This is a genomic window from Burkholderia sp. WTPI3, from assembly GCF_021483755.1.
Taxonomy (GTDB): domain Bacteria; phylum Pseudomonadota; class Gammaproteobacteria; order Burkholderiales; family Burkholderiaceae; genus Burkholderia.
Window position 1 is genome coordinate 18,963 of record NZ_JAGIXF010000047.1, and the last position, 16,133, is coordinate 35,095.

General features: G+C 66.9%; 17 protein-coding genes. 12 read left to right on the top strand and 5 right to left on the bottom strand.

Going from position 1 to position 16,133, the window contains the following annotated elements; genetic code table 11:
• Positions 1-247: 247 nt before the first annotated feature.
• Both J7024_RS23345 and J7024_RS23350 read right to left on the bottom strand, forming a co-directional pair.
• On the bottom strand, positions 248-1,906 hold the full coding sequence (locus J7024_RS23345) for a YifB family Mg chelatase-like AAA ATPase (protein ID WP_234745538.1): 1,659 nt from the start codon (positions 1,904-1,906) through the stop codon (positions 248-250).
• 241 nt (positions 1,907-2,147) lie between these two features.
• Positions 2,148-2,399 carry an accessory factor UbiK family protein gene (locus tag J7024_RS23350; RefSeq protein WP_096507419.1) on the bottom strand — a complete coding sequence of 84 codons (252 nt, stop codon included), beginning with the start codon at positions 2,397-2,399 and terminating at the stop codon, positions 2,148-2,150.
• A gap of 357 nt (positions 2,400-2,756) precedes the next feature.
• Here J7024_RS23350 and J7024_RS23355 point away from each other — a divergent pair, with 357 nt between their 5' ends.
• The 7 genes from J7024_RS23355 to ptsP all read left to right on the top strand — a co-directional run bounded on the left by J7024_RS23355 (position 2,757) and on the right by ptsP (position 10,154).
• The gene (locus J7024_RS23355; protein WP_006398175.1) at positions 2,757-3,095 is read left to right on the top strand and encodes a P-II family nitrogen regulator; all 339 of its coding nucleotides are present in this window, start codon (positions 2,757-2,759) and stop codon (positions 3,093-3,095) included.
• A 32-nt stretch (positions 3,096-3,127) separates the two neighbouring features.
• Complete coding sequence (locus J7024_RS23360) at positions 3,128-4,624, top strand: ammonium transporter (RefSeq protein ID WP_124827841.1); 1,497 nt, start codon at positions 3,128-3,130, stop codon at positions 4,622-4,624.
• A 237-nt stretch (positions 4,625-4,861) separates the two neighbouring features.
• Positions 4,862-6,151 (top strand): glutamate--cysteine ligase, encoded by a 1,290-nt coding sequence (gene gshA, locus J7024_RS23365; protein WP_044848231.1) that lies wholly within the window; start codon positions 4,862-4,864, stop codon positions 6,149-6,151.
• A gap of 27 nt (positions 6,152-6,178) precedes the next feature.
• A complete protein-coding gene (gene gshB, locus J7024_RS23370) occupies positions 6,179-7,135 on the top strand; it encodes a glutathione synthase (RefSeq protein WP_124827842.1) in 957 nt (318 codons plus the stop codon).
• Positions 7,136-7,367: 232 nt separating this feature from the next.
• Positions 7,368-7,838 (top strand): PTS sugar transporter subunit IIA, encoded by a 471-nt coding sequence (locus tag J7024_RS23375; RefSeq protein WP_039346239.1) that lies wholly within the window; start codon positions 7,368-7,370, stop codon positions 7,836-7,838.
• A gap of 74 nt (positions 7,839-7,912) precedes the next feature.
• On the top strand, positions 7,913-8,182 hold the full coding sequence (locus tag J7024_RS23380; RefSeq protein WP_006477716.1) for an HPr family phosphocarrier protein: 270 nt from the start codon (positions 7,913-7,915) through the stop codon (positions 8,180-8,182).
• A gap of 199 nt (positions 8,183-8,381) precedes the next feature.
• Positions 8,382-10,154 (top strand): phosphoenolpyruvate--protein phosphotransferase, encoded by a 1,773-nt coding sequence (gene ptsP, locus J7024_RS23385; protein ID WP_124827843.1) that lies wholly within the window; start codon positions 8,382-8,384, stop codon positions 10,152-10,154.
• 94 nt (positions 10,155-10,248) lie between these two features.
• Here the strand turns inward: ptsP and J7024_RS23390 are convergent, their stop codons facing one another.
• The 3 genes from J7024_RS23390 to gpmA all read right to left on the bottom strand — a co-directional run bounded on the left by J7024_RS23390 (position 10,249) and on the right by gpmA (position 13,644).
• Entirely contained in the window at positions 10,249-11,001 is a 753-nt protein-coding gene (locus J7024_RS23390; protein WP_096507415.1) for a HesA/MoeB/ThiF family protein, read from the bottom strand.
• A 103-nt stretch (positions 11,002-11,104) separates the two neighbouring features.
• A complete protein-coding gene (locus J7024_RS23395; protein ID WP_124827844.1) occupies positions 11,105-12,646 on the bottom strand; it encodes a S41 family peptidase in 1,542 nt (513 codons plus the stop codon).
• Positions 12,647-12,897: 251 nt separating this feature from the next.
• Entirely contained in the window at positions 12,898-13,644 is a 747-nt protein-coding gene (gpmA, locus tag J7024_RS23400; protein WP_124827845.1) for a 2,3-diphosphoglycerate-dependent phosphoglycerate mutase, read from the bottom strand.
• Between gpmA and J7024_RS23405 the strand changes: the two genes are divergently transcribed.
• The 5 genes from J7024_RS23405 (at position 13,643) to J7024_RS23425 (ending at position 16,070) form a co-directional block, all read left to right on the top strand.
• A complete protein-coding gene (locus J7024_RS23405) occupies positions 13,643-13,783 on the top strand; it encodes a hypothetical protein (protein ID WP_175750984.1) in 141 nt (46 codons plus the stop codon). The genes gpmA and J7024_RS23405 overlap by 2 nt on opposite strands.
• Entirely contained in the window at positions 13,780-14,202 is a 423-nt protein-coding gene (locus J7024_RS23410; protein ID WP_124827846.1) for a rhodanese-like domain-containing protein, read from the top strand. The genes J7024_RS23405 and J7024_RS23410 overlap by 4 nt, the downstream gene beginning before the upstream one ends.
• The gene (gene grxC, locus J7024_RS23415) at positions 14,199-14,459 is read left to right on the top strand and encodes a glutaredoxin 3 (RefSeq protein WP_011886111.1); all 261 of its coding nucleotides are present in this window, start codon (positions 14,199-14,201) and stop codon (positions 14,457-14,459) included. The genes J7024_RS23410 and grxC overlap by 4 nt, the downstream gene beginning before the upstream one ends.
• Positions 14,460-14,565: 106 nt before the next feature.
• Entirely contained in the window at positions 14,566-15,045 is a 480-nt protein-coding gene (gene secB / locus J7024_RS23420) for a protein-export chaperone SecB (protein WP_011658008.1), read from the top strand.
• Between the two features lie 26 nt (positions 15,046-15,071).
• Positions 15,072-16,070: an NAD(P)H-dependent glycerol-3-phosphate dehydrogenase gene (locus J7024_RS23425; RefSeq protein ID WP_124827847.1), complete on the top strand. Its 999-nt coding sequence runs from the start codon at positions 15,072-15,074 to the stop codon at positions 16,068-16,070.
• Positions 16,071-16,133 lie beyond the last annotated feature (63 nt).

Here is a 16,133-nt window from a genome sequence, read left to right on the forward strand (position 1 = left end):
ATTTTTCGGCTATCCACAGTGCATGTGGATAACTTTGTTGAAAAGTTTGTCGAACCAGCCGCAAAGCCATGTCGGACGGCCTTTCGGTACATTTGACAGCTCGTGCGCCGTTTGAGAAAAATCAATAAAAACAACGAGATGGAAATTCCGCGACGAGAGGGTGCCCGCGCGAATCGATCCGGGGTCGGATTCGTGGAATTGTGCATAAGTCAAGTCTTGACAGTCTGATTTTGTCCTCCGAGGGCATTTACAGCGCCGTGAGCGTGCGGCGGTAGCGGATCGCCTCGGCGATCTGCGTGGCCGTCGGCAGCGGGTCGCCGGCGAGGTCGGCGATCGTTCGCGCCACCTTCAGCACGCGGAAATACGCGCGCGCGGACCAGCCGAAGCGCTCGCCGGCCTCGCGCAGCAGCCGCTCGCCGTCGCTGGTCGGCCGGCACAGATCGTCGGTCTCGCGGCCGCTCAGCATGTGATTCGTCTTGCCCTGCCGGGCGAGTTGCAGCGCACGCGCTTGCGCGACCCGTGCGGCGACCGCCGCGCTCGATTCGCCGGGCGCCGTCACGCGCGACGCGAGCTCGGCCGGCGACAGTGCGGGCAGGTCGATCTGGATGTCGATGCGATCGAGCAGCGGCCCCGACAGCTTGCGCAGGTAGCGCGCGGCGACGTCCGGCGAGCAGCGGCAGCGCCCGGACGGATCGCCGTGCCAGCCGCACGGGCACGGATTCATCGCGGCGATCAGCTGGCAGGCGGCGGGGAAGTCGGCTTGCTGCGCCGCGCGCGAGATCGTGATGCGGCCGACTTCGAGCGGCTCGCGCAGCATTTCCAGCACGTGCCGGTCGAATTCGGGCAACTCGTCGAGAAACAGCACGCCGAGGTGGGCGAGCGTGATCTCGCCCGGCTGCGGCGGATTGCGGCCGCCGACCAGCGCGGCGGCGCTCGACGAATGATGTGGCGAGCGGAACGGCCGCCGGCGCCACTGCGCGGGCGAGAAGCCGAGGCGGCTCGCGGAAAGGAGTGCGGCCGACGTCAGCGCTTCGTCGTCGGTCAGCGGTGGCAGCAGGCCGGGCAGGCGCGCGGCCAGCATCGACTTGCCGGCGCCGGGCGGCCCGACCATCAGCATGTGGTGGCCGCCCGCGGCGGCGACTTCGAGCGCGCGCCGCGCGCCACGTTGGCCGACGACGTCGGCGAGATCGGGGGCGGCTGGCGTCGGCACGCCGTCGAGGCACGGGGCCGCGACCGGCACGAGCCGCGCGTCGGGCGCACCGGCGAGATGCGCGCACAGTGCCGGCAAGTCGGGCGCACCGAACACGGTAACGCCCGGCACGAGCGCGGCCTCGGCGGCGCTGTCGAGCGGCAGGTACAGCTCGGGCGGGCGTGACAGGGCGGTCGCACCGGATATCGCGACGCAATCGGGGCTGGAATGGCGGCCGGGGCCGAGCCCGGAATCGGGACCGGAACCGAGACCGGAACCGAGACCGGAACCGAAGCCCGCTCCGGCGTCACCCGCACGCCAGTCGCGGGCCGCACCACACGCCATCGCGAACGCGCCGCGCATCGGCCGCAGTGCGCCGGTCAGCGACAGTTCGCCGGCGAATTCGCGGCCGGCCAGCGCGTCGGTCGGGATCTGGCCGTTCGCCGCGAGGATGCCGAGCGCGATCGGCAGGTCGAAGCGGCCCGACTCCTTCGGCAGGTCGGCCGGTGCGAGATTGACGGTGATGCGCCTGACGGGGAATTCGAATCCGCAGTTCTGCAGCGCGGCGCGCACGCGCTCGCGGCTTTCGCGGACTTCGAGGTCGGGCAGGCCGACGATGGAGAACGACGGCAACCCGTTGGCGAGGTGGACTTCGACGGTGACGTCCGGCGCGCGGCCGGCCGCCGGCGCGCGACTGCGCACCACGGCAAGCGACATGGCGAGGCTCCTGTAAAGGAATCGGACGGCCACGGCCGTTCGGGGCCGCATGCCGCGGGAATCGGAGGAATCGGTGCGCGCTTGCCGGCGTGGCGCGGGGAAAGAACGAGGAACTGCTGAAACGAGGAACAGCGAAGAGCGGGGGACTGCGGAGTACGACGAAACGGCGGAGCGACTTCGGCGTGGCGGGCGCGAGCCGCACGAGGCGGCCCGCGCCCGGACCCGTCGGTCGGGCGGGGCGTCAGGCCTGGGGTGCCGTAAGCTTCTGCTCGAGTTCCGCGACCCGCTTCTCGAGTTCCTCGAGACGCACGCGGGTGCGGGCGAGCACCTGGGCTTGCGTGTCGAATTCCTCGCGCGTGACGAGATCGAGTTTCGAGAAGCCTTGCGACAGCATGGCCTTCACGTTGCGCTCGACATCCTTGGCCGGCGAGTTTTTCAGCAGGTCGCTGACGCGCGACTGCAAGTCGTTGAAAACGTCGCTGGGTTGCTTCATGTGGTTACCCTTCCTTGCACAAAAAATGTGCATCTTCAGTTGCGTACGTGCCCATGATGCACGCATGACCGGAAATGGTGCGCCGGCGGCGCGAATTCCGGGCATGGCGCCCGCATGGGTGAATGGCCCGGTGATCCGGGACGTGCGTGCACTCTAGCAACGATCCTTTCGCCGCGCCAGCAAACCTGGCCCACATTGGCCATTCGGCCGGGCTCGCGCGCCTTTCAGCGTGCGATGCGGCCCCGCTTCCGGGCCGTTCGAGGCGGCGCTCTCGCGAACATGGCATGCGAGTTGCTGAGAAGAGAACCGTTACAACATTCCAACCAATTCGACGGGACACACCAGCGAGAGGACTCCATGAAACTGATTACCGCAATCATCAAGCCGTTCAAGCTCGATGAGACGCGCGAAGCGCTCTCCGCGCTCGGCGTCTCGGGCATCACCGTGACGGAGGTGAAGGGGTTCGGGCGCCAGAAGGGGCACACCGAGCTGTATCGGGGCGCGGAATACGTGGTCGATTTCCTGCCGAAGATGAAGATCGAGGCGGCCGTGTCGGACGACCTCGTCGACCAGGCGGTCGAGGCGATCGAGCGGGCCGCACGCACCGGCAAGATCGGCGACGGGAAGATCTTCGTCACGCCGATCGAGCAGGTGATCCGGATCCGGACCGGGGAGACAGGCGCGGACGCGCTGTAACGAACAAGACAAGTGACAAGAGGAAACCCGAGATGCGCAAACTTCTGATGTCCCTGCTGATGGCCGGCTCGCTGATCGCGGCCGGTGTCGGTCCCGCGCTTGCCGACGACGCGGCGTCCGCCGCGGCTGCGTCCGCGCCCGCCGCAATGGCGTCCGATGCATCCGCTGCCGCGGCGCCCGCCGCAACGGCATCGGCCGCCACGGACGCATCGGCACCGGCCGCTGCCGCTGCCGCACCCGCTTCGGGCGCCGCCGACGCATCGGCTGCCGCCCCCGCCGCGCCGACCGCACCGTTCTCCGTCGATTCGTCGAAGATCAGTGCCGGCGACACCGCGTGGATGCTCACGTCCACCGCGCTCGTGCTGTTCATGACGATCCCCGGCCTCGCGCTGTTCTACGCGGGCATGGTCCGCAAGAAGAACGTGCTCGCGACCGTGATGCAGAGCTTCGCGATCACCGCAGTGATCACGGTGCTGTGGACGGTGGTCGGCTACAGTCTCGCGTTCACGCCGGGCAACGGCTTCATCGGTGGCCTGTCGCGCGTGTTCCTGCACGGGATGACCTACGTGAAGGGCGACAAGGCGACCACGCTCACCGTCAGCCACCTGGCGACGACGATTCCGGAGTCGGTCTATTTCGTCTATCAGATGACGTTCGCGATCATCACGCCGGCGCTGATCTGCGGCGCATTTGCCGACCGGATGAAGTTCTCGGCGATGCTCGTGTTCATGGCGCTCTGGTCGCTGATCGTCTACGTGCCGATCGCGCACATGGTGTGGGAGCCGACCGGCTGGCTGTCGGCGGACGGTGTGCTCGACTTCGCGGGCGGCACCGTGGTGCACATCAATGCCGGTATCGCAGGCCTCGTGTCGTGCCTGATGCTCGGCAAGCGGGTCGGCTTCGGCCGCGAATCGATGGCGCCGCACAACCTGGTGCTGACGATGATCGGCGGCTCGATGCTGTGGGTCGGCTGGTTCGGCTTCAACGCGGGTTCCGCAGTCGCGGCAGACGGCCGTGCCGGCTTCGCGATGCTGACGACGCAAGTGGCAACGGCCTGCGCGGCGCTCGGCTGGATGTTCGCCGAGTGGGTGGCGCACGGCAAGCCGTCGGTGCTCGGCATCGTGTCGGGCGCGGTCGCGGGCCTCGTCGCGATCACGCCGGCCGCCGGCTTCGTCGGCGTGACGGGCGCACTCGTGATCGGCATCGCGGCCGGCGTCGTGTGCTTCTGGTCGGCGACGTGGCTCAAGTCGAAGCTCGGCTACGACGATTCGCTCGACGCATTCGGCGTGCACGGTATCGGCGGGATCCTCGGCGCGTTGCTGACGGGCGTCTTCGCGGTCAAGGATATCGGCGGTGCCGACGGCAGCCTGCTGCTGCAGGCGAAGGGCGTGCTGATCACGCTGGTGTACAGCGGCGTGCTGAGCTTCGTGCTGCTGAAGCTGATCGACCTGACGATCGGCCTGCGCGTGACCGAAGAGGAAGAGCGCGAAGGTCTCGACGTGGTGCTGCACGGCGAGCATGTCGAATAAGTCGTAAGTATGAACGGCGGGCCGCGACGACGGCCGCCCTGAATGAGCGCAGCGATTTCGGCCCGCCTACCCGGCGGGCTTTTTTTCTCCTGCCGCCTGTTGTCGCAGCGCATAACCCTTCGACCTATCGGGTCAATAGCCGAAAACTTCCTCCAAACCCTTGCGAAGCCGGGAACAATCCCCAAATGGGCGAGGCAATTGCTCTACAATCTTCATTCTCCCGCTCGCGAGTGATTCATGGTTCCCCACCTCGTTACCGCGTTGAACGGTCCGCTGCTCGAACTCGAGCAGAAGATCCTCGACGCGACGCCTGCGATCGAACGCTGGTTCAGGCTCGAATGGCAGGAACACACCCCGCCGTTCTATTGTTCGGTGGACCTGCGCAACGCCGGCTTCAAGCTGGCGCCCGTCGACGCGAACCTGTTCCCCGGCGCGTTCAATAATCTGCCGTCCGAAGTGCTGCCGCTCGCCGTCCAGGCCGCGATGGCCGCGATCGAGAAGATTTGCCCGGACGCGAAGAACCTGCTCGTGATTCCAGAGTTGCCGACCCGCAACGCGTTCTACCTGGAAAACGTCGCGCGGCTCGCGACGATCATGCGCCAGGCCGGCCTGAACGTCCGCTTCGGCTCGCTCGATCCGAGCATCACCGACATGACGCCGATCACGCTGGCCGACGGCCAGAAGATCGTGCTCGAGCCGCTCGAGCGTTCGCAGCGCCGCCTCGGCCTGAAGAATTTCGATCCGTGCTCGATCCTGCTGAACAACGACCTGTCGGCAGGAATCCCGGCCGTGCTGGAAAACCTGCACGAGCAGTATCTGCTGCCGCCGCTGCATGCGGGCTGGGCCGTGCGCCGCAAGTCGACGCACTTCTCGTGCTACGACGACGTCGCGAAGAAGTTCGCGAAGATGGTCGGCGTCGATCCGTGGATGGTGAATCCGTATTTCGCGCACGTCGAAGGCGTCGACTGGCAGGCGCATGAAGGTGAGCAGGCGCTCGCCGATGCGATCGACGGCGTGCTCAAGAAGATCGCGCGCAAGTATCGCGAATACGGCATCAGCGAAAAGCCGTATGTCGTCGTGAAGGCCGACGCGGGCACCGCAGGGCGCGGCGTGATGACCGTGCACGACGCGGCCGAGATCGGCCGCATGTCGAAGGCGGAGCGCGCGCAGATGGCCGAATCGAAGGCCGGCCTCGCGGTGCGCGACGTGATCGTGCAGGAAGGCGTCTATACGTTCGAGCGCGTCGGCGACGAAGTCGCGGAGCCCGTCGTATACATGATCGACCGCTACGTGGTCGGCGGCTTCTATCGCACGCACGGCGGCCGCGAGCGCGACCAGAACCTGAACGCCCCCGGCATGCACTACGTGCCGCTCGGCTTCGAGCACACCGCGCTGCCGGATGCCGGTGCGAAGCCGGGTGCCGCGCCGCCGAACCGTTTCTACATGTACGGCGTCGTCGCGCGGCTGTCGCTGATCGCGTCGTCGATCGAACTGGAAAAGACCGATCCCGAAGCCATCCAGGTGTAACGGACCTTCGCCACGTACAGGACCCGCATGGACATTCTTTTTATCGCCGACCCGCTCGATCATTTCAAGATCTACAAGGATTCGACCTACGCGATGATGGCGGAAGCCGCTCGGCGCGGGCATGCGGTGTATACGTGCCAGCCGCACCAGCTCGCATGGACGGGCTCGGGCGTCGAGGCGGACGTGCAGCGCGTGACGATCGTCGGCGACACGGCCGACCTGCATCGCCGTCCGTGGCACGAGGCGGCCGCGCACGAATCGCGTCAGTTGACGTCCTTCGGCGCGGTGCTGATGCGCAAGGATCCGCCGTTCGACATGGAGTACGTGACGGCCACCTGGATGCTCGAGCTAGCCGAGCGTGCCGGTGCACGGGTGTTCAACAAGCCGCAGTCGATCCGGGATCATTCGGAGAAGCTCGCGATCGGCGAGTTTCCTCAATTCGTCGCACCGACGCTCGTCACGCGAGACGCCGCGCGCCTGCGTGCGTTCCATGCCGAGCATGGCGACGTGATCGTGAAGCCGCTCGACGGCATGGGCGGGATGGGCGTGTTCCGCGTGAAGGCCGATGGAATGAATCTTGGCGCGATCATCGAGATGCTGGGCCACGACGGCACGCGCTCGCTGATGATCCAGAAGTTCATTCCCGAGATCAAGGCCGGCGACAAGCGCATCCTGCTGATCGCGGGCGCGCCCGTGCCGTATTCGCTCGCGCGGATCCCGCAGGGCAGCGAGGTGCGCGGCAATCTCGCCGCGGGCGGGCTCGGCGTCGCGCAGCCGCTGACGGCGCGCGATCGCGAGATCGCCGACACGCTCGGGCCCGTGCTTGCGTCGCGCGGGCTGCTGCTGGTCGGCCTCGACGCGATCGGCGACTGGCTGACCGAGGTGAACGTCACGAGCCCGACGTGCTTTCGCGAGATCATGGAGCAGACGGGCTTTGACGTCGCTGCGATGTTCGTCGACGCGCTGGAGCGTGCGGCCGCGTAGGCCGTCTCCCGCGCAACCCCGGCGGCGGCCCGCGCAGGTCCCCCGTCGCCGGAGCAGCTTGACCGGCCTGCTACAATGCCCGCTTGCCCGGTGCCGTAATCGGCGCACCGAAGGCCCGGCGGTCGGGCCGACACTGTTGCAAGGCTGAACATGAAACGTTCCCCACACTCGCTACGCTCATTGCCCCGCCGCGGGGTATCGGCCCGCCAGGGGCGGCCGGGAGCGATCTGACATGGCCGGGATTCTGATCATCGCACACGCGCCCCTCGCCACCGCGCTGCGGGACTGCATCGCGCACATCTACGGCGGCGTGCCCGCCCGCATCGGCTGTATCGACGTGATGGCGGACAGCGACCCCACCCAGGTGATGGCGTTCGCGCACGCGGAGCTCGCGCGGCTCAGGGAAGAGAACGGCGTCGTCGTGCTGACCGACATGTACGGCGCGACGCCCGCGAACATCGCGGGCCAGCTCGCGAAGCTCGACAACGTGCGCGTGCTCGCGGGGGTGAACCTGCCGATGCTGGTGCGGGCCGTCTGCTACCGCACGGTGCCGCTCGACAAGCTCGTCGACAAGGCGCTGTCCGGCGGCGCGAAGGGTGTTCACGAGGTATCTGCCGGCACGCCGCCGCCGCCGTCGGAAACCGGCTGCGGCCAGTGCGCGCCGATTCCGCCCGAGCCGCAACCGCGCACCGAATCGCACTGACCGTCCCGTTTTCCGTTTCAGACTGACCCGCCGACGCCCGTCGCCGGCGGCCTCGACCGACCCGACCGAGAATCATGCTTCAACAAGAAACCACCATCGTCAACAAATTGGGGCTCCATGCACGCGCATCGGCCAAGCTTACGCAACTGGCCGGCAACTTCCAGTCGGAAGTCTGGATGACGCGCAACGGGCGCAAGATCAATGCGAAGAGCATCATGGGCGTCATGATGCTGGCGGCGGGCATCGGCAGTACGGTGACGATCGAGACCGAGGGGCCGGACGAACGCGAAGCGATGGACGCACTGCTCAAGCTGATCGCGGACAAGTTCGGCGAAGGTCAGTGATTCCGCGCGGATCACTGCCGTTTCGAATCGGAATGCCGCGTTTTTCGCGGCATTTTTTTCGTCTGAAGCATTGATACGTAACGCGTAATGCTGCGCTGCACGCAGTCAGCGTGAGGGGACGGAATTTATAATCGCTAACCGGGGTCATAAGCGCATCGCAGCAGTGTGCCGCGGCTTTACATGTACAGAGGAGGTGCGCGTGTCCTTCACGCTGCATGGTATTCCCGTCTCACGTGGTATCGCGATCGGGCGAGCGTACCTGATCGCGCCGGCGGCGCTCGACGTCGCCCATTACCTGATCGAAGCGAACCAGATCGATGCCGAGGTCGAGCGTTTCCGCACGGCGCTCGAAACCGTGCATCACGAACTCGAGGCGCTGCGCGCCGACCTGACCGACGACACCCCGACCGAAGTGGGCGCGTTCATCGACGTGCACATCATGATCCTGAGCGACGCGATGCTCGTGCAGGAAACCATCGACCTGATCCGCACGCGGCGCTACAACGTCGAATGGGCGCTGACCGAGCAGCTCGAGCTGCTCACGCGCCACTTCGACGACATCGAGGACGAATATCTGCGCGAGCGCAAAGCCGACATCGAGCAGGTGGTCGAGCGCGTGCTGAAGGCGCTCGCGGGCGCGCCGTCCGCGTCGCAGGCGCTCGATCGAGCGGCCAGGAACGGCACGAACGAGATGATCGTCGTCGCGCACGACATCGCGCCGGCCGACATGATGCAGTTCAAGTCGCAGTCGTTCCAGGCGTTCGTCACGGATCTCGGCGGCCGCACGTCGCACACGGCGATCGTTGCGCGCAGTCTCGGCATTCCGGCCGCGGTCGGCGTGCAGCACGCGAGCGCGCTGATCCGCCAGGACGACCTGATCATCGTCGACGGCGACCAGGGCATCGTGATCGTCGATCCGGCGCCGATCGTCCTCGAGGAATATTCGTACCGCCAGTCCGAGAAACTGCTGGAGCAGCGCAAGCTGCAGCGCCTGAAGTTCTCGCCGACGCAGACCTTGTGCGGCACCAAGATCGAGCTGTACGCGAACATCGAGCTGCCCGACGATGCGAAGGCGGCGGTCGAGGCCGGCGCGGTCGGCGTCGGGCTGTTCCGCTCGGAGTTCCTGTTCATGCATCAGAAGGAGATGCCCGAGGAGGAGGAGCAGTTCGCCGCGTACAAGCGCGCGGTCGAGTGGATGAAGGGCATGCCGGTGACGATCCGCACGATCGACGTCGGCGCGGACAAACCGCTCGAGGCGCTCGACGAAGGCTACGAGACGGCGCCGAACCCTGCACTCGGGCTGCGTGCGATCCGCTGGAGCCTGTCCGAGCCGCAGATGTTCCTCACGCAGTTGCGCGCGATCCTGCGCGCGTCCGCGTTCGGGCAGGTGAAGATCCTGATCCCGATGCTCGCGCACGCGCAGGAGATCGACCAGACGCTCGACCTGATCCGCGAGGCGAAGCGCCAGCTCGACGACGCGGGGCTCGCATACGATCCGAACGTGCGTCTCGGCGCGATGATCGAGATCCCGGCCGCAGCGATCGCGCTGCCGCTGTTCCTGAAGCGCTTCGACTTCCTGTCGATCGGCACGAACGACCTGATCCAGTACACGCTCGCGATCGACCGTGCGGACAACGCGGTCGCGCACCTGTACGACCCGCTGCATCCGGCGGTGCTGCATCTGATCGCCTATACGCTGCGCGAAGCGAAGCGGGCGGGCGTGTCGGTGTCGGTGTGCGGAGAGATGGCGGGCGATCCGGCGCTCACGCGCCTGCTGCTCGGGATGGGGCTCACCGAGTTCTCGATGCATCCGAGCCAGTTGCTGGTGGTGAAGCAGGAGATTTTGCGTGCGCACCTGAAGGCGCTCGAAAAGCCGACGGCCGACGTGCTCGCCGCGTTCGAGCCGGAAGAAGTGCAGGCGGCGCTCAAGCGCCTGGCGGTCGCCGAGCCGCGCGCGGACGCGGCCGCCTGAGCGGCAGCGAAGCAGGCCGCGCCGCGAAACCGGAGTCGAGAAATAGTCGCGAAACGTCACGCATGCGCCGCCGGGCGCATGCAGCCGGCGCGTGTCAGTGCCGGCCGCCGCACACCGGGCAGTCGGCCTGGCGCGCGATCTTCATCGTCGTCCATTCCATCCGCAGCGAATCGAGCATCATCAGCCGGCCGTTGAGCGTCGTGCCGATTCCGCCAATCACGCGCAGCGCTTCGGCGGCCTGCATTGCACCGATGATCCCGACCGTCGGTGCGAACACGCCCATCGTCGAGCACGCGACTTCCTCGAACGGCTGGTCTTCCGGAAACACGCAGGCGTAGCAGGGCGCGGCCGGGTCGCGGAAATCGAACGTGCTGATCTGGCCGTCGAAGCGCAGCGCGGCGCCCGACACGAGCGGTACGCCGTGCGCGACGCACGCACGGTTGATCGCGTGGCGCGTCGCGAAGTTGTCGGTGCAGTCGAGCACGACGCTTGCGCGCGGCACGTGTTCGTCGAGCCACGCATCGTCGACGCGCGCCGCGACCGCATGCACCGTCACTTCGGGATTCAGCTGCGCGAGCGCGTCGCGTCCCGATTCGACCTTGCTGCGACCGACCGAGGCCGTCACGTGCAGGATCTGCCGCTGCAGGTTCGTGAGGTCGACCGTGTCGGCGTCGACCAGCGTGATCGTGCCGACGCCGGACGCCGCGAGATACATCGCGGCCGGCGAGCCGAGGCCGCCGGCACCGACGACGATCGCATGCGCGTCGAGGAAGCGCTGCTGCGCCTCGATGCCGATTTCGTCGACGAGGATGTGGCGGGAGTAGCGAAGGAGTTGATCGTCGTTCATGGGGAAGTCGTGAGCGAGGCGGACCTGCTGGCTATTCTAGGCGCGCATGAAAAACGGGCCATCGCGGTCTTCCCGCGATGGCCCGTCGGATACCGTCCGGCGCTTACTGCGGTGCCGACGCGGGCTTCGGTGCGGCGGCCTTCGCGCCCGATGCCTTCGCGGCGGACGCGGCCTTGCTGACCGGGCTCTTCGTCGTGCTCTCGGCGAGCAGCGACTTCGATTCCTGCACCGGCTTGCCTTCGAGCTTGTTGAGCGCTTGCTGCATCATGAAGTCGTCGGCGCTGCCGAACTCGATCGGCTTGCGATCGCGGTCCTTCTGGCGTTGCTCCGGCGTCTTCTTGTCGTTCTGCTCCTCGAGGATGCGCAGCTGATCCATCCGGCGCTGCTCGCGCTCTTCCTGTTCCTTCTTCTCGTTCGGATCCTGCGTGTTCGCGAGGTGGTTCGAGTAATCGACTTCACGCGTCACGAGCACGTCGTCCGGATCGCCGTCCGCGTACTGATCGACCGGAATGTCGGGCGTGATGCCCTTGTTCTGGATCGAACGGCCGCTCGGCGTGTAGTAGTACGCGGTCGTCAGGCGCAGTGCGGTGTCGGCCGTCATCGGGCGGACCGTCTGCACCGAACCCTTGCCGAACGTCGTCTTGCCCATGATCAGCGCGCGCTTCGAATCCTGCAGCGCACCGGCGACGATTTCCGACGCGGACGCCGAATACGCGTTCGTCAGTACGATCATCGGCACGGTCTTGAAGACCGGCGGCAGGTTCTTCAGCGGATCGCCATCGAAGGACGGCAGGCGGTAGTTGTCGTAGGTGTCGCGGTAGACCTGTTTCGAATCCGGGATCTGGCCGTTGGTCGACACGACGACGGAGTCGGGCGGCAGGAACGCGCCGGCGACGCCGACCGCGCTCTGCAGCAGGCCGCCGCCGTTGTTGCGCAGGTCGACGATCAGGCCCTTCAGGTTCGGCTGCTGGCGTGCGATGTCCTGCAGCTTCGCGGCGAGATCGGGCGTCGTGCGCTCCTGGAAGCTCGTGATCCGGATGTATGCGTAACCCGGGTCGAGAATCTTCATCTTCACGCTCTGGACCTTGATGATCGCGCGCGTGACCGTGACCGGGAACGTGCGGTCGTCGCTCTTGCGGAAGATCGTCAGCGTGACCTTCGTGCCGGGCTCGCCGCGCATCTGCTTGACGGCCTTGTCGAGCGTCATGCCGCGCACCGGCTTGTCGTTGATGCGCGTGATCAGGTCGCCCGGACGGATGCCGGCGCGGAACGCGGGGGTGTCCTCGATCGGCGAGATCACCTTGACGAGGCCGTCTTCCTGCGAGATCTCGATGCCCAGACCTGCGAAGCGACCCTTCGTCTGCTCCTGCAGTTCGTCGTAGTCGGTCTTGTCGAGGAACGACGAGTGCGGGTCGAGGCTCGACACCATGCCCTTGATCGCCGCCGTCAGCAGCTTCTTGTCGTCGACCGGCTCGACGTACTCGCGCTTGATCTGGCCGAACACTTCCGCGAACAGGCGGAGCTGGTCGAGGGGAAGCGGTGCCGTGGCGGTTTGCTCGGCCGACGCCGAAATCTGCAGCGTGGCGAACACGCCCGTGGCGAGGCCCGCGGCAATCAGGCCGATGTTCTTCAATTTCATTCGCATAGAGAGTCTGGTGCGGTCGGGAAGCGCGTGGCGGTAGCGGGGATGTAGCGGACAAGTATAACTGTTCGTCCGATTACTCAGTGGAACGGTGCGAAAAGGTCTCGTGCCCCGGGTCTCGTGCCCCGGCGGGGTGCCGCCGGACGCGCGACGGATTCGAAAGCGGATTCGACAGCACCGGAGCCGCGAAGGTTCGCGCCGCGCACCGGAAAGGCCGGGCGGGGCGCACCGAAGGCGGCCCCGCCCGACGGATGTCAGCCCGCCTTGCCCTGCTTCGCGACGGCGGCCTGCGCCTTGGCGATCGCGTCCTGGTCGCCGAGGTAGTAGTGCTTGATCGGCTTCAGGTTCTCGTCGAGTTCATACACGAGCGGCACGCCGTTCGGGATGTTCAGGCCGACGATGTCGCTGTCCGAGATGCCGTCGAGGTACTTGATCAGCGCGCGCAGCGAGTTGCCGTGCGCGGCGATCAGCACCTGCTTGCCCGCGCGGACGGCCGGTGCGATCGACTCGTTCCACAGCGGCAGCACGCGCGCGACCGTGTCCTTCAGGCACTCGGTAAGCGGCAACTGCTCGCGCGGCACCTTCGCGTAGCGCGGGTCGTCGAACGGCGCGCGTTCGTCGGTCGGCTCGAGCGCGGGCGGCGGCGTATCGTAGCTGCGGCGCCACACGAGCACCTGGTCGTCGCCGAACCTGGCGGCCGTTTCCGCCTTGTTCAGTCCCGACAGCGCGCCGTAGTGGCGCTCGTTCAGGCGCCACGAGTGGACGACCGGCAAGTACATCAGGTCCATCTTGTCCTGCACGTGCCACAGCGTGCGGATCGCGCGCTTGAGCACCGACGTGTACGCGATGTCGAACGTGTAGCCGGCCTCCTTGAGCAATTCGCCGGCCTGATAGGCCTCGTTGCGACCCTGTTCGGTGAGGTCGACGTCGACCCAGCCGGTGAAGCGGTTTTCCTTGTTCCACGTCGATTCGCCGTGGCGGATGAGAACGAGTTTGTACATGGATCTTGCGGTCGGTAGTGAAGGAAGCGGGGCGCGTCGCACGGTGCCCGGTTCGGGGCCCGCCATCGCGCAAGACGGTTATTTTATAATGGTGGGATTGTCCTTTTCCGATTTCTCTTTTTCCGGCGGCATTCCGTGACGTTCTTTACCAATTACACGAACCTGGCCCTTATCGCCATCCTGCTGGTTTCCGGCGGCCTGCTTGCGTGGCCGGCCCTGCGCCGGGGCCGCGGCGGCCTGTCGGCTGCAGAGGCGACGCAACTCATCAATCGCCGCAACGCGATCGTGATCGACGTGCGTGCCGCGTCCGACTTCGCGGCCGGCCACCTGCCGTCGGCGCGCCAGGTCGCCGCCGGCGAGATCGGCGCGAAGATTGCGCAGGTCGCAAAGAACAAGAGCACCCCCGTGCTGCTCGTCTGCCAGAACGGCCAGCAGTCGCAGAAGGCGGCGCGCGAGGTCGAGGCGGCAGGCTATGCCGAGGTGCACGTGCTCGAGGGTGGCGTCGCCGCCTGGCAGCAGGCCGGGATGCCGGTCGTCAAACAAGGAGTGGCGAAGTGAACAAGGTTTTGATGTACAGCACGCAGGTGTGTCCGTATTGCATGCAGGCCGAGCGCCTGCTGAAGCTGCGCGGCGTCGAGCAGATCGAAAAGGTGCTGATCGACCGCGATCCGGCCCGCCGTGAGGAAATGATGACGCGCACGGGCCGTCGCACGGTGCCGCAGATCTACATCGGCGACACCCACGTCGGCGGCTACGACGATCTGTCGAAGCTCGACCGCGAAGGCGGCCTGCTGCCGCTTCTGCAAGCGGCCTGATTAGGGCAGAATGGCCGCCGGCCGCGCTGCGGCTGAGCGCGCAGGATTCAACCGAGGCGGCCGGCGAGAAGCCGGGCCGTCTCGTCACCACTTTTAGGGAAACACCATGTCCGACGTCGAAAACCAACCGTTCTTCAACATCCAGCGCGTCTACCTGAAGGATATGTCGCTCGAGCAGCCGAATTCGCCGGCGATTTTCCTCGAGCAGGACATGCCGTCTGTCGAAGTCGAAGTCGACGTCAAGGCCGAGCGCCTTGCCGAAAGCGTGTTCGAAGTCGTCGTGTCGGGCACCGTCACCGCGAAGGTGAAGGACAAGGTCGCGTTCCTGATCGAAGCGAAGCAGGCCGGCATTTTCGACATTCGCAACATTCCTGACGAGCAACTCGACCCGCTCGTCGGCATCGCCTGCCCGACGATCCTGTTCCCGTACCTGCGCTCGAACATCGCCGACGCGATCACGCGTGCGGGCTTCCCGCCGATCCACCTGGCGGAAATCAACTTCCAGGCGCTGTACGAGCAGCGTCTCGCGCAGCTTCAGCAGCAGGCCGGTGCAGCAGGCGCGCCGAACGGCACGACGCTGAACTGACGTCTCACTCCGGACCGGTGCTGGGTATGAAAGTAGCCGTTCTCGGCGCCGGTGCCTGGGGCACCGCGCTCGCGGGCCATCTGGCCGCGCGGCACGATACGCTTCTCTGGGCGCGCGACGCCGCGCTGATCGCCGGGCTGCAGGCCCGGCACGAAAATTCCCGCTACCTGGACGGCATCGCGCTGCCCGATGCGCTGCGCTACGACGCCGATCTCGGCGTCGCGCTCGCGCACGGCGCCGCGGACGACGCGCTGTGCGTGATCGCCGCGCCCGTGGCCGGGCTGCGCACGCTGTTCGGCGCGATGCGCGACGCGGGCTGCGTGCCGGCGCACGTCGTGTGGGTCTGCAAGGGCTTCGAGGCCGACACGCATCTGCTGCCGCATCAGGTGATCGCGGCCGAGTTGCCCGGGCAGCACAGCAACGGCGTGCTGTCGGGGCCGAGCTTCGCCCGCGAAGTCGGGCTCGCGCTGCCGGTCGCGCTGACGGTCGCGAGCGCGTCCGTCGAATGCCGCGAGCGCACGCTCGCCGCATTCCATCACGGCGCGATGCGGATCTATACGGGCGACGACGTGGTCGGTGTCGAGGTCGGCGGCGCGGTCAAGAACGTGCTCGCGATCGCGACCGGCATCGCCGACGGCCTCGGGCTCGGGCTGAACGCGCGCGCCGCGCTGATCACGCGCGGCCTCGCCGAAATGTCGCGCCTCGGCGTCGCGCTCGGCGGTCGTGCGGAAACCTTCACCGGGCTCACGGGCCTCGGCGACCTGATCCTCACCGCGACGGGCGACCTGTCGCGCAATCGCACGGTCGGCCTGCAACTCGCGGCCGGCCGCTCGCTGAACGACATCCTTGGCGCGCTCGGCCATGTGGCCGAAGGCGTGCGCTGCGCACAGGCCGTGCTCGCGCTCGCACGTGCGCAATCGATCGAAATGCCGATCACCGAAGCCGTGTGCGGCGTGCTGTTCGACGGCGTGGCGCCGCGCGATGCGGTCAGCGGCCTGCTGCGGCGCGACGCGCGCGCCGAATAACGCCGATTTGCCGTCGCTGCGCGCGCGATGCGCGCGGCGCCAAAGCGCACTACGCTTGAACAG